The sequence below is a fragment of the Streptomyces sp. NPDC043427 genome (genome assembly GCF_056436655.1).
Window position 1 is genome coordinate 79,032 of sequence record NZ_JBWKCC010000004.1, and the last position, 22,271, is coordinate 101,302.

Genomic DNA, 22,271 nt, shown 5'->3' on the forward strand with positions numbered 1-22,271 from the left:
TCTGCAGCCATGCCCCCTCTGCCACAGGACACCGGGCCCGAAGACGGACCGATCCTCGACGACCCCAGCCGGATGCGGGAACTGTCGCGGCACATGAGGCGTGGGCGCTGTGTGCTGTTCGACTTCGACGGGCCGCTGTGCCGTCTCTTCCCGGACGGGGCGTCGGCTCCTCTGGCGGACGTACTGCGTCGACACCTTGCCGGGCGCGGCGCCCTGGATCTGCTGCCTCCGGACGCCTTGGTGTCCATCGATCCGCAGGCTGTGCTGCGCGCAGTGGATCAGGCCCGGCCTGGTGATGCTCTGGTGGCCGAACTGGAGCAGCTGCTCGTGGCGGGCGAACGGGCCGCCGCGGCGATCGCGCCACCCACGCCGGACGCGGACCTGTTGGTGCGGCGACTGGGGAGCGCAGGGGTGCGCATGGCGGTGACCACGAACAATTCGCCCTCGGCAGTGGCCGTGTATTTGAAGAGAGCAGGCCTCTATGAACATTTCGCAGGTCACATCCACGGCCGCACCGACAATCCCAGGCAGCTGAAGCCGAATCCGCACTGCCTGCTGCGGGCGTTGGACGGGCTCGGGGCGAGGGCCGACGAGGCCGTGATGATCGGCGACACGGCTACGGACCACCGAGCAGCGGACCTTGCCGGCGTGGCCTTCGCGGGGTACGCGGCGGACGCGGACGAGGCGAAAGGGCTCTGGGAAACGGGTGTGGACTTCGTCTTCTCCCGCTACGACCTCCTGTCCCTCATGATTCCACCGCGCTCTTCCTGACAGCCGTTGCACCGGGCACGATGAACAGGCTCGGATCAACGCACATGTCGGACGGGGGATTTGGTGGCATCGCTGAGAAGCAGAGTCACGGCCGGCTGGGCGCGTGCGGAGAGCACGGTGTCCCGGCTTCTGCTGCTGGCGGTCTTCGTCGTCGGTCTGATCGCACAGTTCGTGAAGCCGGTGGGTGACGCGCTGGAGGGAAAGGCCTACATCGGCGGGGCGTTGCTGAGCCTGGTCGGCTATGTGCTCTACAGCGAGGTGCAGCGGCTGAACACGGCGCACGAGACCCAGCGGGAGATGACGGAGAACCTGCGGGACATGATCCAGCGGCTGAGCTCGGCTCAGCAACCGGGGGCGGGTGCGCAGGTCACCCCGGAGGCGCTGGTGGAGAAGTTCAGGGAAGCGCTTCGGGACGGAGAAGAAGTCGAATTCGCCGTGATCGGTTTCACCGGAGAGACTTTCGCTCCCCCGTTGAAACAGTTGCTCGGAAGCCTGCCCCGTAATTCGGACCGGAAGGTCACGGTCCGGGTCCTGGTCCCCGACTTCACCCAGGAGATACAGGTGCCCGGCCTGATACGGGCGGACGGAAAGATCACGGACGCGCTCGGCTTCCGGCGGCACCTGGTGGAACAGATCAGTGGGTACGAGGCAGAGCTGAGGGGAATGAAGCGCAGGATGCAGCACAACGGGCAGGGCAGGCTGCTCGTCGACTTCCGCGTCATGCATATGTCGCCGTCACTCAAGCTCTACCTGATCAACAACGAGCAGGCGTTCGAAGGCATCTACGACAAGATCGAACTGCGCCCCGACGAGTACAGCCCAGACCCTCGAGAGGGGGACCAGTTGCTGGACCTCATCGGGCACGACTCGCTGCTGACGCACTGGCACAGGGACGACGGACGCCGGGCGCGCGAGATCATCGACCGTCGCCGCGAACTCTTCGACACACTCTGGAACGTGGCTCACGGACTCTCGGCAAACGCCCTGACCGGCGATCCCAACGGTTCCTCGGCGGCCTCCTGACCCCCACTCTCGGCCTCGCCCGGGTCCGGCACCGGGGCCGGCAGCCTCACCAGGAGCAGCGCCTCCGGGCGCCGAACTCCTACGCCTCGGTCGGATTGAGGCCAAGCGTCGACGGGCGGACGATGCGTAGGCTCGGCGGCATGAGTGAGATCGGGCTGCGGGAACGCAAGAGGCAGCGGATGTACCAGGCCGTGTCGGACATCGCCGTCCGGCTCTTCCTCGAGAAGGGGTTCGACGCGGTGTCCGTCGCCGAGGTCGCCGCCGCGGCGGAGATCTCCAAGCCCACCCTCTTCCGGTACTTCCCGGCCAAGGAGGACCTTGTCCTGCACCGGATCGCCGACCACGAGGACGAGGCGGCGCGGGTCGTCACCCGGGCGGCCGAGGGCGTCTCCCCGATGGGGGCGCTGCGCCGGAACTTCCTCGACGGTCTCGACCGCTGCGACCCCGTCACCGGCCTCAACGACCACCCCGAGGTCCTGGCCTACCACAGGCTCCTCTACGGCACGCCCGCCCTGGCCGCCCGTATGTACGCCCACCAGGAGCGCTCGGAGGCGGCGCTCGCCGAGGCTCTCGGCGGCGATCTGGCGGCACGGCTCGCCGCCGCCCAGATCGTCGTCGTACAGCGGGTCCTGGCGCTGGAGAACTGGCGGCGGATCGCGGACGGGGAGCGGTTGGAGGACGTGCGGGAGGACGCGGTGGCGGCTGCGGAACGGGCGTTCGGGCTGCTGGAGAAGGGGCTGCCGTGGCTCGCGGAAGAATCTAAGTCTCGGTAAAATATTTAACCGAGTAACGTTTTCTGGGTACGCTCGACGCATGACGACGAGCCTCGACCACCAGCTGCACGCCGAACGCACCCACCACGACACCTGCCGTTCCGCACTCGCCGCCATGATCGAAGGCGCCGACGAACACGTCGTCACCGGGGAGGACGTCTCCGCCTCCGGTGCCGACGCCGAGGTCCTCGGGTACCGGCTGCGCAGCCGGGCCAAGGAGCTGCGGGAACTGCCCGAGGGGCCCCTGTTCTTCGGGCGGCTGGACTTCGCCGGGGGTGAGCACGACGGACTGAGCTACCACGTCGGGCGGCTGCGGATCAGCGAGCACCCGGCCGCCCCGCCCCTCGTCGTCGACTGGCGCGCTCCCGTCTCCCGCGCCTTCTACCAGGCCAGCGCCCACGCCCCGCAGGGCGTCGCCGTCCGCCGCCGCTTCGGCTGGGCCCCGGGCAGCCGGGGGGACTCCGCCGACCTCACCGGTCTGGAGGACGAACACCTGGGCCGGGGCGAGTCCGGGCCGAGCGACATCGTCGCCCGGGAGATCGAACGGCCCCACGTCGGCCCGATGCGTGACATCGCGGCGACCATCCAGCCGGAGCAGGACGACCTCGTACGAGAGGACCTCACGGTCTCGGTGTGCGTGCAGGGCGCCCCCGGCACCGGCAAGACGGCCGTCGGCCTGCACCGCGCCGCCTACCTCCTCTACACCCACCCCGAGCGCATCCGGCGCGGCGGTCTGCTCATCCTCGGGCCGAACCGCACCTTCCTCTCCTACATCGCGGAGGTGCTGCCCTCCCTGGGCGAGACCGGCGTACGGCAGTCCACCCTCGCCGACGAGATCGCGCGCCACTCCGTCACCGGGGCCGACGACGAGCGGGCCGCCCGTGTGAAGCACGACGCGCGCATGGCCGAGGTGCTGCGGCGGGCGCTGTACGCGCGCGTGGACGTCGCCGGTGCCGGCGACCTCGCCGTGCCGGACGGCTCGTACCGCTGGCGGGTGTCGGGCGAGGAGCTCGCGCGGATCGTGTCCGGCGTGCGGGCGGAGGAGCCGCCGTACGGCGTCGGGCGGGAGCGGGTGCGGATGCGGATCGTGCGGCGGATCCTGGAGCAGGCCGAGCGGCGCAGCGGGCCGCCCCCGAACGCGTGGGTGCGGGGGCTCGAACGGGCCCGGGCGCTGAGCGCGTACGTCGACGCCGTGTGGCCGAAGGTGCGCCCAGAGGAGGTCGTCGCCCCGCTCCTCTCCGACGCCGGGGAGTTGGCGCGGGCGGCGGAAGGGCTGCTGGACGCCGACGAGCAGCAGGCGGTGCTGTGGACGCGGCCGCCGCGCTCGCCGAAGTCCGCGCGCTGGTCGGCCGCCGACCTGGTCCTGCTCGACGAGGTCGCCGGGCTCATCGAGCGTCCTGAAGGGTACGGGCATGTCGTCGTCGACGAGGCGCAGGACCTCTCCCCGATGGAGTGCCGGGCGATCGCGCGCCGGGCGGACTTCGGTTCGATGACGGTGCTCGGCGACCTGGCCCAGGGGACCACGCCGTGGGCCGCCCGGTCGTGGCCGGCGCTCCTCGCCCACCTGGGGAAACCGGACGCCGCGGTGGTCCCGCTGACCACCGGTTTCCGTGTCCCGGAGGCGGTGCTCACCCTCGCCAACCGGCTGCTCGACCGCCTCGACGTCGACGTCCCGCCGGCCCGCTCCCTGCGCCGCGACGGCGCACTCAACCTCCGCGAGGCCGACGGCGACCTGCCGGCCGCGGTCGTGGCCGCCGTACGCGACGCCCTCACCCAGGAGGGATCCGTCGGTGTCGTCACGGCGGACGCGGACACCGCCCGGGTACGGGAGGCCCTGCACGCGGCGGGCCTGGAGCCCGCGGGCCCCGACGATCCGGCCGCCCGCCTGACCGTCGTACCGGCCGGCCTCGTCAAGGGCCTCGAATACGACCATGTCGTCGCCGTCGAGCCCGCGGCGATCGCGGAGGCGGAGGAGCGGGGAGCCCACCGGCTGTACGTGGTCCTGACCCGGGCGGTGTCCCGCCTGGACGTGGTCCACGAGCGGCCGCTGCCCTTCTGAGAAACCGGCCCGGCCCGGTAAGCCATTCGCCAGAAGTGCCGTCGACGGCGGATCCTGTCCCCGATGCTCCTCTTCCTCGACGTCGACGGCACCCTGCTCCCCTTCGGATCGCCGCGGCCCTACCCCGTGTACGACGGACCCGCCGCCCTGTCCGCCGAACACCCCCTGCTGAACCGGATCGACCCGGCCCTCGGCCCGCGGCTGCGGGCGCTGGGCTGCGAGCTGGTGTGGGCGACGACCTGGCTGGACGACGCGAACGCCTGTGTGGCGCCCTGGCTGGGGCTGCCCGCGCTGCCCGTGATCGACCTGCCGGACGAGGAGGAGCCTCCGCACAGCCGCCTGCACTGGAAGACGAGGCCGCTGGTCGCCCGTGCGGCAGGGCAGCCCTTCGTCTGGCTCGACGACGAGATCACCGGCGCCGACCGGGCATGGGTGGCCGCCCACCACCCGGCCCGGTCCCTCCTGCACCGCGCCGACCCCCGCGACGGCCTCACGGAGGCGGATTTCACGGTCGTACGGGAGTGGCTCGGGGCCTGACCCGGCGGCTACTTCCCGCCGAGCAGCTCGACGACCCTCATGTACCCGTCGGTGCCGTGGCCGCGCGCGATGACCCTGCGGGCCTGCCCCTCGGCCGCGCGCATCACGCTCGCCTCGATGCCGTGGGCCTCGGCGGTCTCGACGACGTGGGCCATGGTCGAGACCGTGGAGGTGATCGGGTTGAGCTCGCCGGAGAAGGTGCCGCTGTCGACGTCGCCCGCCCACTCCTCGAACAGCGGAGGCAGGATGGTGGCGATGCCCTGGGCGAAGGGGGCCAGCTCCCGCGCGGTGATGCCCTCGGCCCGCGCGACCGCCAGGGCGTGCGCGTAGCCCGCCATCGCCGTCCAGAAGATGTCGAGGAGCGCGACGTCGTAGGCCGCGGCCCGGCCGATGTCCGTGCCGAGGTGGGTGTGGGTGCCGCCCAGGGCGTCCAGGGCAGGCCGCACCTCCTGGTGAAGGTCCTCGGGGCCGCTGTAGATGAACACCGCGTCCGGTGTGCCGATGCTCGGGGTCGCCGTCATGATCGCACCGTCCAGGTAACGGATGCCGTGTGCGGCCGCCCAGTCGGCCGTGGACCGGGCCCGGCCGGGGGTGTCGGCGGTGAGGTTGACGACCGTACGGCCCTTGAGGGCGGCCGTGACCGGCTCGTCGCGCAGGATGCCGTCGGCGGCGTCGTAGTTGACGACGCAGACCACGGTCAGCGGGCTCGCGGCGACCGCCTCGGCGGCGGACGCGGCGCCGAGCGCCCCGCGTTCCACCAGCTCCCGGTCCCGGCCGGGGGTGCGGTTCCACACCGTGGTCCGCACTCCCGCGTCCAGGAACGCACCGGCCAGCGCCCGGCCCATCGGGCCCAGACCGAGGACGGTGACGGCCAACTGGTCGGTCGGCTGGTCGGCGGACTGGTCGGCAGGCTTGGAGGACATGCTTCAACTCCCTGAAAAATAAGTACGGTTATGATGACCGAGATCGACAATTGCTGACGAATGGGACGGGAATGACACGCGAGCGCGCCAAGGACCCGAACGTCTGTGGAGTCACCGCCGCGATCGCCGTGATCGACGGCAAGTGGAAGACCTCGCTGCTGTGGCTGCTGGAGTCCGGCCCGCACCGGCCCGGTGAACTGCGCCGGCGACTGCCGGGGCTCAGCGAGAAGGTGCTGACTCAGGCACTGCGCGAGATGGAGGAGGACGGGCTCGTGCACCGAGAGGTGCACGACGTTCTGCCGCTGAAGACCGTCTACTCCCTCACCGGCTTCGGCCGGGACCTCTCCGAGGCCATCGCGCCCCTCTCCGACTGGGGCCACCGCCGTCTGGACAGACTCGCCGCCCGCACCACCAGCTCCCCCGTCCTGTCCGTCACGGCGGCCCCGTCGGCCACCTGAGACCAGCCTCGCCGGGACGGCGGGCGGTGCCAAGTACGTACAAAAAAGTGGGTACTACGGGCGCTTGGCCCGGACCGCCTTCAGGACGGGTTCCAGGGTTTCCACGACGCACTCGGCGCCGGCGTCCATGAGGAGCTTGGCCTTGCGTTCGTTGCGCGCGTAGCCGAGGAACGGCACTCCGGCGTTCTCGGCGGCCACGAGGTCGGTGGGCGCGTCGCCGATCATCAGCGCGTCCGAGGGCGCCGAACCCATGGCGTGCAGCGCCCGGTTGAGGCAGTGCGGGTCGGGCTTGAGGAGGTGGAGGTCCTGGGTGCGGCCGTAGACGTGGGGAGTGAAGCAGGACACGAGGCCGCGGCTCGCCAGGTACCTGTCCACGGACTGCGAGGAGTTGTTCGTGGTGATCGCGAGGCGCGAGCCCACCGCGGTCCAGGTCCGTATCAGGATGTCGGCGTACGCGGTGGGCATGGCCGACTCCGTGGCCTGCAGTTCCTCCTGCGTGAGACGTCCCTCCAGCTCCCCCACCAAGTCAGTGCCGGGGTATCGGCGGTCCAGGGCGCGCAGGACGATCTGCGGGTCCGGTGTCTCGCGCTCGGCGTCCGTCAGCAGGCCGTGCAGACCTCTGGCCTCCAGCCACTCCACGAGGTCGTCCGCCACCTGTTCCGCCCGGTGCCGTGCGAACAGCCGGCAGATCGGCCCGTCGAAGTCCCAGAGCACGACTCGGGCACGAGTGATCAGCTCTCGCAGTTGCTCGCTATAAGTCACTAGGAGAGTGTCAGGTCCGAGGTGATGGTTTCCCAGAGGGCGTCGAACCACTTCTGGGATTCCTTGACGAACGCGGCGTCGCGTTGACCCGTTCGTTTCACGAAGGAGAAGAGCAGCGACTGGGCACCGAGGACGTCGTACATGTCGAGGGTGTGGCTGCCCCGCTCCTCCTCCCGCCGGGTGAGTATGTAGTAGCCGATCAGCGCCTCCTCCCCGTTGAGCAGGTACAACTTGACCGGTGGGGTGAACGGCAGCGCGCGGAAGGCGACATGGACATCGATGCCGTGCGTGGAGCGCAGGGCCAGCAGGTTGTGGCTCAGGACCTGGCCCTGGGCGTTGCGCATCGACAGCCAGCGCTGGTGGACCGGGTCGCCGACTCCGTCACCCTCCACCGAGACGGGGAAGGCGAGGTTGATGTCACGGGACGGCACCAGGATGCGCACGTTGATCGTCTCGGGGCGGATCCGGCCCTCGTGGATCAACCGGAGCGACTCACCGAGCGCCAGCATCAGGGTCTCCGCCGTGTGACAGACGACGTCGATGCGCACCTGCTTCGCCGAGAAGGTCTCGGTCAGCCGCGGCGCGAGCCCGACCATCGTGGGCTGGGGCTCCTCGCGGGCAAGGGCCGGCGCCGGTTCCGCGATGCGCGGCGGGCTGCCCTTGCTGACGTTGCTGAGCAGGCCGTCGTCCTGAAGTGCCCGCAGGGCCTGGCGAACCGTGCCGCGCTCCACGCCGAACTCCTCGGCGAGTTCGGCCTGGGTGGGCAGGCGGTCCCCCGCCTTGAGTTCTCCGACTCGGATCCGTTCGCGGAGCACGTCGGCGATCTCCTGCGGCGAAACTCCTCTGCCGCCGTTCACTGACACGTTCTCCGGAGTCACGACCAAACGCTACAGCCGGCACCATGTGTCGGCACCGAAGTCACCGGTAACTCCCCAGAATTCCCTGGGGGATGGCCTTGTCGCGAGGAGTGGGAGCGGTGCCCTTGAAGACCACGTTCGCCGGAGCGGCTCCCTCGGCCGGCAGCGCGTCGCGTACGGCGGGGGCGGGGAAGCCGGGGCGGTGGGGGAGCCGGCGGTCGGGCTCGAGGACGAACACCTGTGCGGCCCGATCGCGATGGGTGCGCAGGCCCGCGTCGCGTGAGGCCAGCCAGCGGAACAGGGCCCGCTCGATCACGGGCGCGTCCGGCACGCTCCTCAGGCGCAGGGGCCGCGCCGCCGCACGAAGGGCGCGCAGCACCTGCTTCGTGGCGGCGGCCAGGCCCGCCTCGCCGGGCGCGTCCTCCAGTGACCGTGCGGCGCGCATGACGTCGGGGTAGAGGGACTGCGCCTTCTCGAAGTCGACGTAGCGGGAGAGGTCCCGGCACATGCCGTTGGCGGCGGAGGGGCGGACCTGCTGCACGGCCTGGGCCCAGGCCTCGGTGACCTCGTTCCACTGGTCCTTCGGGTACCGCATGCGGACGAGGTGGGTGGCGAGGTCGTGGAGGGGGTCGCCGTAGCTGGCCAGCTCCCAGTCCACGAGGAGCAGGGAGGTGCCCTCGGAACGGCTCTCGACGATGACGTTGTCCCGGTGCAGGTCCGTGTGGAGCAGACCGTACGGCCGCCGCGCCATGGACGGCACCCGCCCGGCCAGCCGGACGAGGGCGTCCTCGGGGATGCCGAGTGCCTTGAACAGGCCGCCGAAGACGGGCCAGTTGGGCTTGCGGACCTGCTCGTCGGCGAGCCGGGCCAGCGTCCGCAGAAAGCCCTGGCTGTCCGTGAGGTCGCGGGGCCAGACGGCGGGCAGCGGCGGCAGCGCGGCGCGGCGCACCTGGGTGGTGCGGGCGAGGAGCCCGGCCAGCTCCTGGACGCGGAGGGAGTCGACGGGCTTGTCGTTGGGGCAGACGGCGGACAGGGGCTCGCCCTCCGCGTACGTGTGGATGGCGAAGCCGTGGCCCCTGGCGAGGCAGCGCGGCACATACGGCAGCGTCCCGCCGATCGCGTCGAGGATCGTCGGCTCGTTCTCCCAGGTGCGGATCACGACGGGCAGCGTCCCGGGGCGCGGGGCCCGCACCATCACGGGCGTACCCGGCTCCACACCCAGCAGCGGCGCGACCCGCTCCGTCGCCGGCAGGACGTGGTTCAGGTTGTGGTTCCCGCCGCTTTCCCGCCCCTGCTTCACGGCTCGTCCCACGAACTCGCCGATGATCCCGTACGGCGCGGGGCGGCCCCCGTGCACGGGACGGGGAGGAGGAGGTGCGCCCACTGGCCGCTCCGGTGACGAGACGAGGATGTGACGGACGGTATGGCAACGGTAAACACCTGGTGATTACTCCGCGCGCCGGCCACTCTTTTGCGTCAGGCATGCGCGGGTATTGCACGAGGCGCGTTCGAGGCTGGCCTGTTTTGTTCGCCATCCCATACGCACACACCGGAGCGGTTGCTCATTCGGTCCGCGCATGCTAGCGCACGCACCTCACATCCCACTCAAGCCACTCCCACAACACAGGTCCCTCAAGCTGCGGTTGATCACCTCATTCGCTCGTCACGTGGCTGTATGCGATGTACCAACCTGCGGCCCCACGTCTGGCTCGGTGCTTCGATGTAATGCTGGGTCAGCAAGCACAGGGGCAGCAGCACGGTGAAGAACGCCACTTCGAGCGCGAGACTGTCCTGCCACCGTCGGCCGATCGTGCTGTCGATCACCGCCAGCAGAACCGGATGCACCAGGTAGACCGAATAGCTGATCGTGCCCAGTCCGGTCAGCATCCGCGGTACGCGCCGGTGGCGCGACGCCAGTCCGGCGCCGAAGGTGAGCACAGCCAGCAGGAACGCGACAATCCAGCCGCGCCGTGTGAAGTGGTCACCGTCGCCGTACAGGTACGCACTCCCCACGGCACAGGCGACCACCATGACGGCGGCGCCGGCCGCACAGCGCCAGGTGCCCTGACCGTTCTCGGCGCGGTAGACGGCGGTTCCCAGGAACATCACGGCGAGGATCACCAGGCCCTCCCACAGCGGGACCGTGCCGTTGAACAGGACCAGGACGAGCGCCAGCACGCCACCCACCACACCCCCGAACCCCCGGAGCACGGGTGACCTGGCGCTCGCGCAGCAGATCGCGACCCCCATGGCGATCGAGGCGAACGCGATCAGCGGACCGGTGCCGACCATGCCGGACAGGGCGGAGGTCGGCAGCGCGACCCCTGCCGTCACGCTCACAGCGGCGAGCACGGCCAAGACGACGGCGACCCCCGCGGACCGCTGGTGAACGCGGACCGTGAAGAGAGCGACGACCAGCAGATAGAAGGACATCTCGTACGAGAGCGTCCACAGGACGAGGAGGAGATTCGGTGTCCCCAGCAACTCCTGGAGCATGGTGAGGTGGGCGAGTGCCACCGTGACAGCGCTCTGCCGGCCGAAGTCACGCAGCTCCGCGAGGCCCGAGAAGTCGATGGCAAGGAGCACCATGACGACGGCCGCCCACAGCGGGTACACACGGAAGATCCGTCCGATCCAGAACGTCCGGACGCAGCCCCGGCGCTCCAGCGACGCGGGGATGATGTAGCCGCTCACCAGGAAGAACACCATGATGCCGTAGCGGCTGGTATTGAACTGCGGCATCAACTCCCGCCGGAAGTCCCCCATGAAGGTGTACGACGAGTGGTCGAACACCACGACGAGTGCGGCGATGCCGCGCAATGCGTCCAGCCAACCCAACCGCGACGGACCGGCCGCCGTCATGGCTCTCAGTAATCGTGTTGTTGCGGTCACCTCACCGAGTTCAGCGGCCGGAGCATTGTTCGGCAGTACCGTTCTGGCGGCCGAACAATGGGCAGCTGGCGGGGGTGAGGGTGTGGCGGGTCGTCGTGAGGTGCCGGTGGATCCGGCGGCGGGTCCGGTGCAGCGGTTCGCGTTCGAGTTACGCAAGCTGCGGGCGGATGCCGACGGGATCACGTACCGGGCTCTGGCCCAGCGGGCGGGCTACTCGGTGACCACGCTGTCGCAGGCGGCGGCGGGCGAGCAGCTGCCGACGCTGCCGGTGGTCCTGGCCTATGTGCGGGCCTGCGGCGGCGAGACGGCGCAGTGGGAGGCCCGGTGGAAGGAGGCGGTGGAGGAGTCAGCCGGTGACGGCTCTCGGGCCGACGACGGATCACGCGCGCCGTACCGGGGGCTAGCACGGTTCGAGACCGGTGACAGCGCCTTGTTCTTCGGCCGGGCCCAGCTCACCGCCGACCTGGTCGACGTGCTGCGCCGTCGGCGGTTCGCGGCGGTCTTCGGCCCCTCCGGAAGCGGCAAGTCCTCCCTGCTGCGGGCCGGCCTGATACCTGTCCTCCGGCAGGCCAAGGAGCCGGACCTGCGTCCGGCCGCGATCCGGATCCTGACACCGGGCGAACGTCCCGCCCGCACCCATGCGGCCCTCCTCACACCCGCGGTTCCCGGCCACGGCAGCACCGGGACGGACACGTTCGTGATCGTCGACCAGTTCGAGGAGGTCTTCACCCTCTGCCACGACGCGGCCGAGCGCGCCGACTTCATCGACCTGCTGCTGACGGCCCGCCAGCCCGAGAGCCGCCTGCGGGTGCTGTTGGCGGTGCGCGGCGACTTCTACGGCCGCTGCGCCGAGCACCGAGACCTGGCCGACGCGCTGCGCGACGCCAATCTGCTGGCCGGTGCGATGAGCCCGGCGGAATTGCGCGACGCCGTCGTCAAGCCGGCCACGGCCGCCGGGCTGACCGTGGAACGCGCCCTGACCACCCGGCTGGTCAAGGAGGTCGCCGACGCGTCGGGCGGGCTGCCGCTGCTGTCCCACGCGTTGCTGGAGACCTGGCGCCGCCGCCGCGGCAAGACCTTGACCATGGCGGGCTACGAGGCGGCCGGATGCCTGGACGGCGCGATCGCCAAGACCGCCGAGGAGGTCTACGGCCGGTTCGATGAAGACCAGGCGACGGCCGCCCGCCGGGTGCTGCTGCGCATGGTCGCCCCCGGCGACGGCACCCCCGACACCCGCCGTCCCGTCGATCGCGCGGAAGTGCCCGGCACCGGCCGGGACGACACTGCTCAGGTGCTGGAGGCACTCGCCGGAGCGCGGCTGCTCACCCTGGACGGCGACACGGTCGAGATGGCCCACGAGGCCCTGATCACGGCCTGGCCCCGGCTGCGCGGGTGGATCGAGGAGGACCGCGAGCGCCTGCGCGCGCACCGGAACCTGACCGAGGCGGCCCACGCTTGGCAGGAACTGGGACGCGACATGGGCGCCTTGTACCGGGGGAGCCGGCTCGCCGTCGCCCAGGAACACTTCGGCGGCGCACCGCGCGAGGACCTGACCGACTTGGAGCACGCCTTCCTCGACGCCAGCCGCGGCCACGAGCTGAAGGGCCGTCGCCGGTACCGGCTGATGCTCACGGCGGTCACGACCGCCCTGTGCCTCGCCCTCGTCGCCGCAGGCCTCGCCGTGCGGCAGTGGCAGAGCGCGGTCACCGCCCAGCACCTGGCCCAGTCCCGGCAACTGGCCGCCCAGTCCCGTGCACTGCTGGACACCGAACCCGACCTCGCCTCACTGCTCGCTGTCCACGCCTACCGCACCAGCCCGACCCGCGAAGCCGCCGCCGCTCTGTACGCCGCCGCGGCGCTGCCGCTGCGCAAGCGCCTGATCAGCGGCAGCAAACCCGTGTATTCCCTCGCTCTCAGCCCGGACGGACACACGCTCGCCAGCCACAGCGGAGACGGCACAGTACGGATCTGGAACCTGCCCGGAGGCCGGCTCCGGCACACGTTCACCGGCCGCGGCATCAGCGAAGTCGTGGCGTTCAGCCCCGACGGACGCACCCTCGCTGTCGCTACCGCCGGTGACACCGGCGGGTCGGTAGGCCTGTGGGATCCGGTCACCGGCGGGAAACTCAACGCCTTCGCCGTCCCCGACGGTTCGGTACGCGGGATGGACTTCAGCCCCGACGGCCGTACCGTGGCCGTCTCCTCCCCGGCGGCTGTACGGGTGTGGGACGTGGCCACCGGCCGCGGGCGGCACAGCTTCACCGGTTTCCCCGACCCGCAGAGGGTCGCCTTCGGCCCCGACGGACGTACCGTCGCCGCGGCAAGCCTCAGCGGACAGGTGCGGGTGTGGGACGTGGCCACCGGCCGCACACGGACCACCCACGACAGCCGAATCGAGGGCGATGCGGCGGATTCAAGCCCTGGCCGCCTCGATGGCGATGCGGTGGTTTTCAGCCCTGACGGCCGAACTTACGCGGTTGTCCGCGCCGACGGTCTGGTGCGGCTGCGGGAGGTCGCCACCGGCATCGTCCGGCGCACCATCAGGGGCGGCGGTCCCGTCGGGTTCAACGAGGTGGCCTTCGCCCCGGACGGGCGGACCCTCGCCATCCCGGGGCTCGGGGACACGGTGCGGGTGTGGGACACCGTCTCCGGCACAGCACGGGCCGCCGTGACCGCCGGTCACCACGGACGCGGGGCCATGAAGGTGGCCCTCGGCGCGGACGGCCGCATCCTGGTCACCAGCAGCAACCTGGACCCCACCATCCGCGTCCACAGCCTGTCCGCCGATCACCCGCAGACCACTTTGCCGGGCCGTGCCGACACGCCCGTCGCCGACATCGCATTCAGTCCGGACGGACGCACGGTGGCCACGGTTCACCAAGGGCCGCCCGGCCGTGGGTCGGTACAGCTCTGGGGTGTCAGGACCGGCGATCGTGAAGCCGCACTCGCGCTCGACACCGACCCGGCACCCCGGAGAAAGCAGCTGCCTTTCCCGGTTGTCCGCCTCGGGGCCGTGGGGTTCAGCCCGACCGGGCGCGCCCTGGCTGCCAGGACAGTCAAGAACCGGGTGATCGAGGTCCGGGATGTCGCCACGGGCCGCCTTCTCCGAAGCCGTGCCCTGGGCGGAATCGATACGGCGGTCTTCAGTCCCGACGGAACGCGGCTCGCCCTTGTCGGCTTGGAGGGATCGGTGCGGATCTGGCACCTTTCCACCGGCGCGCTGCACACCGCCCGCACCGGCCGCAGCCAGTCCGTCAGGGCGATGGCGTTCACCCCGGACGGCCGCACACTCGCCGTCGTGGACATCGAGGCCGGCGACGAACGGGTCACGCTGCTCGACGCCGCGACCGGCCGCACACAGCGCACCATCGAGCCGGGCGCCCGGAGCTCGCTCTCCCTCGCGTTCAGCCCGGACGGGCACACCCTGGCCACCGCGACCAGGAGTACCGGCTTCGTGAAGACGTGGGATGCGCGCACCGGTCAGTTCCTGGACAGCTTCGGTGTCAGTGGTGGGGTGGCGTCGCTGGCCTTCAGCTCCGATGGACGCACCCTGGCCACCAGCGGCGCCGGCGAAGTCCAGCTGTGGGACCTCGCCACCAGCCGGACCAGGATCACCGTGCCGACCGGCTCGCGCTCAGCTGTGGCGTTCAGCCCGGACGGACGCACCCTGGCCATCGGCACGGGCACCTCCGTCGGGCTGTGGAAGGTGGACCTGCCCGACCCGGCCCGCGCCATCAGCGACATCTGCGAGGCCGTCGACACCACGCTCACCCCTGTGGAACGGTCCCGTTACCTGCACGACCAGTCCGCTGAAACCGGCTGCCGGCCGACCGCGCGCTAGGCCCTCGCCGCATCACCACGCTTGGCAACCCCGGGTCGCGAAACCCGTGAGACTGAGCACGGTAGGTGTCGTCATCTTCCCGTCCCGACCTGGCCTTTCGTAAGACTGCGGTCGGCGACCGCTGAAACGCGGCTGACGTCATGCCCCACGAGCAGTCGGCGCTCTCCACGGTGATGCCGAGTACCTGGCGACGGGCGGCGGCACGATCTCGCCGGCTGCCAGGCCTTGCAAGTACTGCAGGCCCGTCAGTTCTCCTTTGAAGGCGAAGAGCGGCCCTGGTTCCCTCCAGGACAGGATGGTGGAACGTTCCGTGTCGGTGTTCTGCTGAGTCATGCCGTCCCTTGATCGAAGTCGGACCAAGCGTGCTTCGAATATCAAAGCACTGTCGCAGGCTGGACGCTGCCTCTTCGAAATCCGAAGCAGAAGGATTGGCGGAGGTTTCGCACCTGCCCCCCGGCGCTCGGCCGAGCCGCGGCAACCTCGTGACCCGGCGGCCTCGCCCCGCCTCCGATGCGAGTCGGGGCGTCAGTCCACGGAGTCCCTCTCCGGCGTCCCGGCGCCCACGGTGTCCGGATGTGAGACGCGGCTGGCGGACTGGTCGTCGGTGTGGTCCGCCCCTTGCGGGTCGATCGTGGCCGCCCAGCGTTCCGCCCAGCGGGCGAGGGGGTTCAGGGCGTGGCGCGCCTCCTGTCCCAGCGGGGTGAGCTCGTAGCGGCTGTCCGGTAGTTGGTGAATCACCTGGGCGTCCAGCAGTTCGGTCAGGCGCTGCCGCATCACGCTGGAGGACATGTCGTCGCACAGCTTCTGCAAGGGGCGGAATCCAAGCGGACCCGCGCGAAGCTCCCACAGGATGCGCAGACTCCACCGCCGCCCGAACAGATCGAGTGCGGCCATGAGGGGGCGGCCGGTGGTCGAGCCGCGAACAGGGTTGCCAGGTCTGGGTGTTGCCATGTGGGGATGTCCAGCTTTCCAGAGTTGATGCTTCGAATACCGACACGCTAGCATCGGCGACCGCTTCGGAAATCGAAACGAAGGAGGCTGTTGTGGCACCTGCCCCGACGACCTGGGTGAGAGGCGTTCCTGAAAGCCCGGGTCGACGGAGGCGAGACCGGCCGGGAGGACCGGTACATGCGCAAGGTGCCCCGAGTTCGACGTCGGCGCCGAGTCGCACGGACGGCTCACCGGAACCTGTTCGTGGCGGGGGACGGGTGACCGGTACGCGGGAGATCGAGTGCAGGATCCACCAGGTCCTGTGAACCGGCCCAGCGGAACTTCAGTGCTGCCTCGTCAGCGGTTGCCACCACCAAGCCAACGTCCACTCAGAGCTGGAGACCAGATGACCACGACCGAGTTTCCCTCGGCGGCAGCACGGGCCGCCGCCGCTGCCGCCCTGGCCGAGGACGCGTCAGGGAAGGACATCACCACCGTGTGGAGCGTTCCCGAGGACCTGGCGGCCACAGCCGAGATCCGCACCCGGCACAGCGGCGTCGCCGCCGGCCTCCCCGTGGTCGCCGAGGTCTTCGCGCAGGTCGACCCCGAGGTCAAGGTCGAGCCGGCCGTCGCCGACGGCGCCCGACTGGCCGACGGCCAGGTCCTGGTGCACCTGTCCGGTTCGGCGCGCAGCCTGATCACCGGGGAGCGTACGGCGCTGAACTTCCTGCAGCGCATGTGCGGCATCGCGACGCTGACCGACCGCTACGTCCAAGCTGTGGCAGGGACCAGGGCGCGCATCCTGGACACGCGCAAGACGGCGCCGGGCCTGCGCGCCCTGGACAAGTACGCGGTCACCGCCGGCGGCGGCCACAACCACCGCCTCGATCTCGCGGCGATGGTCCTGCTCAAGGAGAACCACATCGCCGCGGCGGGCGGGGTGACCGCCGCGATCGAGGCGGTCAGGCGCGGGATGGCGCGCACCGGGCAGACCGTGGAGAGCGACGTCGAGGTGCAGACCGTCACCCAGGCCGTCGAGGCCCTCGACGCCGGAGCCCGCTGGATCATGCTCGACAACATGCCGGTGGCCGACATCGAGCAGGTCGTGAAGGTCCGGGCCGGGCGGGCCGACGCTTCCCGGATCCTGCTGGAGGCCTCGGGCACCATCCGCCTGGACACAGTTCCCGCCATCGCCGGGACGGGCGTCGACCTCATCTCGGTCGGGGCGTTGACGCACAGCGCGCCCGCACTGGACCTGACCATGCTGCTGACCACCGGCCCGGTGCCATGTCCGAGGTAGCGGTCGTCGACGCGTGTCAGCGAGACGGCGCGGGTGGCAGCCCGACCGCCGTTCTGGATGACGCGCCGTTCACCGACGAGGAGCGATGCCGCATTCCCACGGAGTGGGGAACATCGCACGCCGTCTTCCTCCGCGCGACCGGAATCGAGCGTCGTCAGCCCGCGTACACACTGCGGTTCTTCACCGCCCGGGGCGAACTGCCCGCCTGCGGACACGGCACCGTCGCCGCCCTCGCCGTGCTCGCCGAACGCGAAGGCGGCGACCACGACTACCGCGCCGTCCTGCGTACGGCCCACCGCAGCTTCGACGGTCGGGCAAGCCGAAACGGTGACGGCCTGACCGCGTCGTTCGACCCGGGCCCGGTCAGCCTGCGCAGCGCCGGTGGACCCGAACTGAGGGCAGTCGCAGGCGGCCTCGGACTGACGGAGGACGCGGTCGCCGGCGACGCCTGCGTGGCGTCGAACGGACGGCCGAGGCTTCTGCTGCCCATCCGATCCCGCGCCGCACTGGCCGAACTCACGCCGGACTCAACCCTGTTGCGCGCAGCCTGTGACCGCTATGGTCTGCTGGGCTGCTACGCCTACTCGCCCCCGGACCGACACGGCCGAGCAGCAGCCCGGATGTTCGCCCCGTCGATCGGCGTCCCCGAGGACATCGCCAACGCCAACAGCACGGCCTGCCTGGCAGCGCATGCTGCCGGGTTCGGCACACACCGCCTCGCTGTCGACATGGGTGACCACCTCGGCAGCCCGTCCACCATCACAGCGACCGTCCACCGCGACCGCACGGGACACCGGATCCGAGTCGGCGGCCAGGCAGCGATCGCGCGCACGGTCATGCGATGAGGCCCGCGCGCTCAAGGCGAGGGTGCCTGTGCGCAGCAGGTCCAACTGCTCCGGTGAGAGCCCGGCCAGTTCTGGCGGCATCTGCGGCAGCGGCTCAGGGTTGATGGCCGATCACGCCGTACTGGTGCGACTCGTACCTACTTGTCGGCTCCTCTTCGTTCAAGTTCAGGCCGCCGCCCTTCCGGCGAGGCCGGTCATCGACTCGACCGGCTCTGGCTCGTCCTCGCCCGCCGACGCTCACCCGAGACCAATCCGATCGCAGCCCCAGCCGGTTGATCGAAGCCGTCCGACTTCGACGCCGTCTCCGTCGGCTCGCTGACCCACAGCGCGCCGGCCATGGATCTGAGCATGCTTCTGATCATCAATTCCGAACACAGGAGGTACCGTGGCCAAGGGCTACTGGGTCAGCGTCTACCGCACCATCGCAGACCCCGAGAAGGTGGCTGCCTACGACAAGCTGGCCGGTCCAGCCGTCAAGGCCGCGGGCGGGCGGACGCTCTCCCTCGGCAGCCGGGTCGTCGCACACGACGCCGGAATCGCCGAGCGCACCGTCCTGGTCGAGTTCGACAGCTTCGAACAGGCGGTCGCCGCACGCGAGAGTGCGGCCTACCAGGAGGCGCTGGCCGTACTTGCTGACGGCGTCGAGCGCGACTTCCGCATCATCGAAGGCCTCGACTGACGACCGATGCCGCGTCAGGGAGGAACACGACGCCGGCGCGATACCTGCTCCGACCGTCGGTGGACGAGGATCCGTCCACGCTCATCACGACACACCGTCACGGCGACCCGGTGCAGCCAACCCTCGGATGGCCTCCCGACGGCTGACCACCCCCAGCACGCGATCTCGACCGTCGACACGCTCCACTGATTCATCCACGACGCACACCCTGGCAGAGCCCACCGACAACGCCGTTTCTCGGCGACTCGCGGAGGCTGGCCCCAAAGCACCTGCACCAGGAGGCCGGAGGCGGATGACGACAGTTGTCCTGCAAATACGACACCTATCGTGCTCAGCCTCACCCGGGGGAGGGTGGTGTGGCGCACTATTGCAAGCAGGTGCTTGCAATAGTTAGCGACGATGGTGCAAGGTGGAGGCATGGCATCGCTCAACGTCGGCAATCTCGGTGAGTACCTGCGCGAACAGCGGCGCAACGCGCAGCTGTCGCTGCGGCAGCTCGCCGACGCCGCCGGGGTGTCCAATCCGTATCTGAGCCAGATCGAGCGCGGGCTGCGCAAGCCGAGCGCGGAGGTGCTGCAGCAGGTCGCCAAGGCCCTGCGCATCTCCGCCGAGACCCTGTACGTACGCGCCGGCATCCTCGACGCCGAGCGCGACCGCGACGAGGTCGAGACGCGCGCCGTCATCCTCGCCGACCCCACGCTGACCGAGCAGCAGAAGCAGGCGCTGCTCCAGATCTACGAGTCCTTCCGCAAGGAGAACGGATTCGAGGTCGTCGCCGTCCGCAGCGCGGAGAGCGACGGCGCGTCGGGCGGCCAGGACGGCGACGCCGCGATACGCGAAACCCGCACACCCGACGACGGCACCGCCGTACGCCGTACCCGCACGACCGACGGCAGCGACGCCGATCCGCAGCAGACGGCCAGTTGACCGGACCAGGGGACCGGCCGCCCGACTGCGGACCACCAAAACCCTCAGCCGAACGTGAATCCGGGAGGACCATCACCATGGCCATCACCGACGACCTGCGCAAGACCCTCACCGACCCGACCCCCCTCTACTTCGCCGCCGGCACCGCCGACCTGGCCCTCCAGCAGGCCAAGAAGGTGCCCGGCCTGGTGGAGCAGCTGCGCACCGAGGCCCCGGCCCGCTTCGAGGCCGTCCGCAGCACCGACCCGAAGGCCGTGCAGGAGAAGGCCGCCGCCCGCGCCAAGGAGGCGCAGGAGACCATCCAGTCCAAGGTCGGCGAGTTCATCGGCACCATCGACGTCGACCTGAAGAAGCTGGGCAGCAACCTCGACGCCGACCTGAAGAAGATCGGCGAGACCGCCCAGGACTTCGCCCTGCGCAGCGTCGGTGTCGCCGCCGAGTACGCGGTCAAGGCCCGGGAGACCTACGAGAAGGTCGCCGAGCACGGTGAGCAGGCCGTGCGCACCTGGCGTGGCGAGGCCGCCGACGAGATCGAGGAGCTCGCCATCGTCGTCGAGCCGGAGCCCGCGCCGAAGGCCGAGCAGAAGTCCGAGCCGAAGACCGAGGCGAAGCCCGCGCCGGCCGCGGTCAAGGCGGTGCCGAAGCCCGCCGAGGCCAAGGCCCAGCCGGCCCCGGCGAATAAGCCCGCCGCGCAGAAGGCCCCGGCCGCCCGCAAGACCACCGCGAAGAAGACCACGCCGCCGGCCAAGTGACGCCAACGCGTCGGATCAGTGGCGACGGGCCGGGCACTTCCCCAGTGTCCGGCCCGTTGTTCCGGGTAGTGGGCTTGCGGTTGCGGGTACGGTGACCGCGTAGTGACGAGCCGATACAGGTGGTGGACGTTGTGCTGATGCAGGGGTTCGCGGGGTTCATGTGGCTGCTGAGTGTGGCCCTGATCCTCTTCAGCGGCTTTGCCTTGATCGACGCCGCCACGCGCCGCGAGGACGCCTATCGCGCGGCCGACAAGAAGACCAAGCCGTTCTGGCTGATCATCCTCGGTCTCGCCTTCGTGGTGAACCTGATCTTCAACATCCTGTCGTTCCTGCCCATCATCGGACTGGTGGCGACCATCGTGTACATGGTCGATGTGCGCCCGGCCTTGCGAGGCCTCCCGGGCGGCGGCCGCAGCCGCAGAGGCTCGAGCAGCGACGGACCTTATGGGCCTTGGAACGGCGGTCGCTGAAGCGCCCTGAAAGGGGCGCGGGGCAGTACCGGTACACGGCTCCGCCGCGGGGCGTGACCAGCCACAACACACCAACAGCCGGCGCACAACACAATCAGCGACGGCGAGACTCCGTCTCAGCCCGCGCGCTCCAACATCAGCACGGCCACATCATCCGTCAGCTCTCCCCCGTTGAGCCGGCGCACCTCGTTCACCGCGGACCGCAGCAACTCCTCTCCCCGCAACCCCTCGGACAGCTGCCGGCGCACGAGTGACACCATGCCGTCCTGACCGAGCCGCTCCCGGCCCTCACCGATCCGGCCCTCGATCAGCCCGTCGGTGTACAGCATCAGGCTCCACTCCGAGCCCAGCTCCACCTGCATGCGCGGCCAGCGCGCACCCGGCAGCAGCCCCAGCGCGGGGCCGTTGTTGTCGTACGGCAACAGCTGGGCGGGCCGTCCGGGACGGGCGATCAGCGGAGCCGGATGGCCGGCCAGGCACAGGCCCGCACGGCGACCGTCCGGTGCGATGTCCACCGTGCACACCGTCGCGAAGATCTCTTCGTCGGAGCGCTCGTGCTCCAGGACCTGCTGAAGCGTCCCCAGCAGTTCGTCGCCGCACAGCCCCGCGAGCGTCAGCGCCCGCCACGCGATGCGCAGCTCCACACCGAGCGCGGCCTCGTCAGGACCGTGCCCGCAGACGTCGCCGATCATGGCGTGCACGGTGCCGTCGGGCGTGCGCACGGTGTCGTAGAAGTCACCGCCGAGCAGCGCGCGCGAGCGGCCGGGGCGGTAGCGGGCGGCGAAGCGGAGCGAGGAACCCTCCAGCAGGGGCGTGGGCAGCAGGCCCCGCTCCAGGCGACGGTTCTCCTGGGCGCGCACCCGGCCCTCGGCGAGCCGCCGCTCGGCGGAGTCGGAACGCTTGCGCTCCACCGCGTACCGGATCGCGCGGCTCAGCAGCCGTCCGTCCAGTTCGTCCCGGAAGAGGTAGTCCTGGGCGCCGACGCGCACCGCCTCGGCGCCGCGCTCGGCGTCGCCGGACGCGGTGAGGGCCAGCACGGCGTGGCGGGGCGCGAGCTCCAGTACGTGCCGGAGTACGGCGAGTTCGTCGTCGCCCGCGTCACGACCGGGCGCGGGCAGCGCGAGGTCGAGCAGGATGCAGTGGACGTCGTCGGTGAGCAGTCGCTCGGCCTCGGTGAGGTTGCGGGCGGTGCGCACGCGGATCGGTTTGCCGGCCGAGTCCAGCAGATCGGGCACGATCGGCGAGCCGCCGGGATCGTCCTCGATCAGCAGCAGTGTCAGGTTCGTCTGGGTGGCACCGTCGGCCACGTCTTCCTTGCTCGTGGCTTCTTCCTTGGAGGGAGCGACGCCTGCCGGCGCGGCCTGCGCCTGACCACACTCCACGGCCGGGATCGCTCTCTGCCGCGGTATTGGTACGGGCATTGTCCTGAGTTCCTTCCCTCCCCCCGAGGGCTGGCAAGGGCGAGGGACCTC

General features: G+C 70.5%; 20 protein-coding genes and 1 pseudogene. 13 read left to right on the forward strand and 8 right to left on the reverse strand.

Features of this window, described 5'->3' with window-relative positions; genetic code table 11:
- The first annotated feature begins 9 nt into the window (after positions 1–9).
- From AC067M_RS10000 to AC067M_RS10020, 5 genes are all read left to right on the forward strand, one after another.
- A complete protein-coding gene (locus tag AC067M_RS10000) occupies positions 10–771 on the forward strand; it encodes an HAD family hydrolase (RefSeq protein WP_478696522.1) in 762 nt (253 codons plus the stop codon).
- A gap of 117 nt (positions 772–888) precedes the next feature.
- Entirely contained in the window at positions 889–1,794 is a 906-nt protein-coding gene (locus AC067M_RS10005) for an ATP/GTP-binding protein (protein ID WP_478696523.1), read from the forward strand.
- 140 nt (positions 1,795–1,934) lie between these two features.
- Complete coding sequence (locus AC067M_RS10010; RefSeq protein ID WP_478696524.1) at positions 1,935–2,567, forward strand: TetR family transcriptional regulator; 633 nt, start codon at positions 1,935–1,937, stop codon at positions 2,565–2,567.
- 40 nt (positions 2,568–2,607) lie between these two features.
- On the forward strand, positions 2,608–4,626 hold the full coding sequence (locus AC067M_RS10015; protein WP_478696525.1) for a HelD family protein: 2,019 nt from the start codon (positions 2,608–2,610) through the stop codon (positions 4,624–4,626).
- 63 nt (positions 4,627–4,689) lie between these two features.
- Complete coding sequence (locus tag AC067M_RS10020) at positions 4,690–5,163, forward strand: HAD domain-containing protein (protein ID WP_478696526.1); 474 nt, start codon at positions 4,690–4,692, stop codon at positions 5,161–5,163.
- An 8-nt stretch (positions 5,164–5,171) separates the two neighbouring features.
- Here AC067M_RS10020 and AC067M_RS10025 read toward each other — a convergent pair whose 3' ends face one another.
- Positions 5,172–6,086, reverse strand: a complete 915-nt coding sequence (locus AC067M_RS10025; RefSeq protein ID WP_478696527.1) for an NAD(P)-dependent oxidoreductase — start codon at positions 6,084–6,086, stop codon at positions 5,172–5,174.
- Positions 6,087–6,157: 71 nt separating this feature from the next.
- Here AC067M_RS10025 and AC067M_RS10030 point away from each other — a divergent pair, with 71 nt between their 5' ends.
- Positions 6,158–6,544 (forward strand): winged helix-turn-helix transcriptional regulator, encoded by a 387-nt coding sequence (locus AC067M_RS10030; protein WP_478696528.1) that lies wholly within the window; start codon positions 6,158–6,160, stop codon positions 6,542–6,544.
- Positions 6,545–6,598: 54 nt separating this feature from the next.
- Here AC067M_RS10030 and AC067M_RS10035 read toward each other — a convergent pair whose 3' ends face one another.
- The 4 genes from AC067M_RS10035 to AC067M_RS10050 form a co-directional block, all read right to left on the reverse strand.
- Positions 6,599–7,306 carry an HAD family hydrolase gene (locus AC067M_RS10035; RefSeq protein WP_478696529.1) on the reverse strand — a complete coding sequence of 236 codons (708 nt, stop codon included), beginning with the start codon at positions 7,304–7,306 and terminating at the stop codon, positions 6,599–6,601.
- Positions 7,306–8,190, reverse strand: coding sequence for a GntR family transcriptional regulator (locus tag AC067M_RS10040; RefSeq protein WP_478696530.1), 885 nt, complete (start codon positions 8,188–8,190; stop codon positions 7,306–7,308). The genes AC067M_RS10035 and AC067M_RS10040 overlap by 1 nt, the downstream gene beginning before the upstream one ends.
- Positions 8,191–8,224: 34 nt before the next feature.
- Complete coding sequence (locus AC067M_RS10045) at positions 8,225–9,475, reverse strand: aminoglycoside phosphotransferase family protein (RefSeq protein WP_478696531.1); 1,251 nt, start codon at positions 9,473–9,475, stop codon at positions 8,225–8,227.
- Positions 9,476–9,810: 335 nt separating this feature from the next.
- Positions 9,811–11,025 (reverse strand): acyltransferase family protein, encoded by a 1,215-nt coding sequence (locus AC067M_RS10050; protein WP_478696532.1) that lies wholly within the window; start codon positions 11,023–11,025, stop codon positions 9,811–9,813.
- Positions 11,026–11,137: 112 nt separating this feature from the next.
- Between AC067M_RS10050 and AC067M_RS10055 the strand changes: the two genes are divergently transcribed.
- Positions 11,138–14,896, forward strand: coding sequence for an nSTAND1 domain-containing NTPase (locus tag AC067M_RS10055; protein ID WP_478696533.1), 3,759 nt, complete (start codon positions 11,138–11,140; stop codon positions 14,894–14,896).
- Between the two features lie 525 nt (positions 14,897–15,421).
- Here AC067M_RS10055 and AC067M_RS10060 read toward each other — a convergent pair.
- A complete protein-coding gene (locus tag AC067M_RS10060; RefSeq protein ID WP_478696534.1) occupies positions 15,422–15,790 on the reverse strand; it encodes a winged helix-turn-helix transcriptional regulator in 369 nt (122 codons plus the stop codon).
- Between the two features lie 442 nt (positions 15,791–16,232).
- Between AC067M_RS10060 and nadC the strand changes: the two genes are divergently transcribed.
- The 3 genes from nadC (at position 16,233) to AC067M_RS10075 (ending at position 18,650) form a co-directional block, all read left to right on the forward strand.
- Positions 16,233–17,126, forward strand: a complete 894-nt coding sequence (gene nadC / locus AC067M_RS10065) for a carboxylating nicotinate-nucleotide diphosphorylase (protein ID WP_478696535.1) — start codon at positions 16,233–16,235, stop codon at positions 17,124–17,126.
- The gene (locus AC067M_RS10070; RefSeq protein ID WP_478696536.1) at positions 17,114–17,971 is read left to right on the forward strand and encodes a PhzF family phenazine biosynthesis protein; all 858 of its coding nucleotides are present in this window, start codon (positions 17,114–17,116) and stop codon (positions 17,969–17,971) included. The genes nadC and AC067M_RS10070 overlap by 13 nt, the downstream gene beginning before the upstream one ends.
- 385 nt (positions 17,972–18,356) lie before the next feature.
- A complete protein-coding gene (locus AC067M_RS10075) occupies positions 18,357–18,650 on the forward strand; it encodes a DUF1330 domain-containing protein (RefSeq protein ID WP_478696537.1) in 294 nt (97 codons plus the stop codon).
- A gap of 35 nt (positions 18,651–18,685) precedes the next feature.
- Here the strand turns inward: AC067M_RS10075 and AC067M_RS10080 are convergent.
- A pseudogene (locus tag AC067M_RS10080) lies at positions 18,686–18,836 on the reverse strand (NTP pyrophosphohydrolase); the annotation flags it as partial.
- Between the two features lie 231 nt (positions 18,837–19,067).
- On the opposite strand from AC067M_RS10080, the gene AC067M_RS10085 reads away from it, so the two are divergent.
- The 3 genes from AC067M_RS10085 to AC067M_RS10095 all read left to right on the forward strand — a co-directional run bounded on the left by AC067M_RS10085 (position 19,068) and on the right by AC067M_RS10095 (position 20,799).
- Positions 19,068–19,577, forward strand: coding sequence for a helix-turn-helix domain-containing protein (locus AC067M_RS10085; RefSeq protein ID WP_478696538.1), 510 nt, complete (start codon positions 19,068–19,070; stop codon positions 19,575–19,577).
- A 77-nt stretch (positions 19,578–19,654) separates the two neighbouring features.
- Positions 19,655–20,329, forward strand: a complete 675-nt coding sequence (locus AC067M_RS10090) for a hypothetical protein (protein ID WP_478696539.1) — start codon at positions 19,655–19,657, stop codon at positions 20,327–20,329.
- 137 nt (positions 20,330–20,466) lie between these two features.
- Positions 20,467–20,799, forward strand: coding sequence for a DUF2516 family protein (locus tag AC067M_RS10095; RefSeq protein WP_478696866.1), 333 nt, complete (start codon positions 20,467–20,469; stop codon positions 20,797–20,799).
- Between the two features lie 116 nt (positions 20,800–20,915).
- Here AC067M_RS10095 and AC067M_RS10100 read toward each other — a convergent pair whose 3' ends face one another.
- Entirely contained in the window at positions 20,916–22,220 is a 1,305-nt protein-coding gene (locus AC067M_RS10100) for a PP2C family protein-serine/threonine phosphatase (protein WP_478696540.1), read from the reverse strand.
- Between the last annotated feature and the right edge of the window lie 51 nt (positions 22,221–22,271).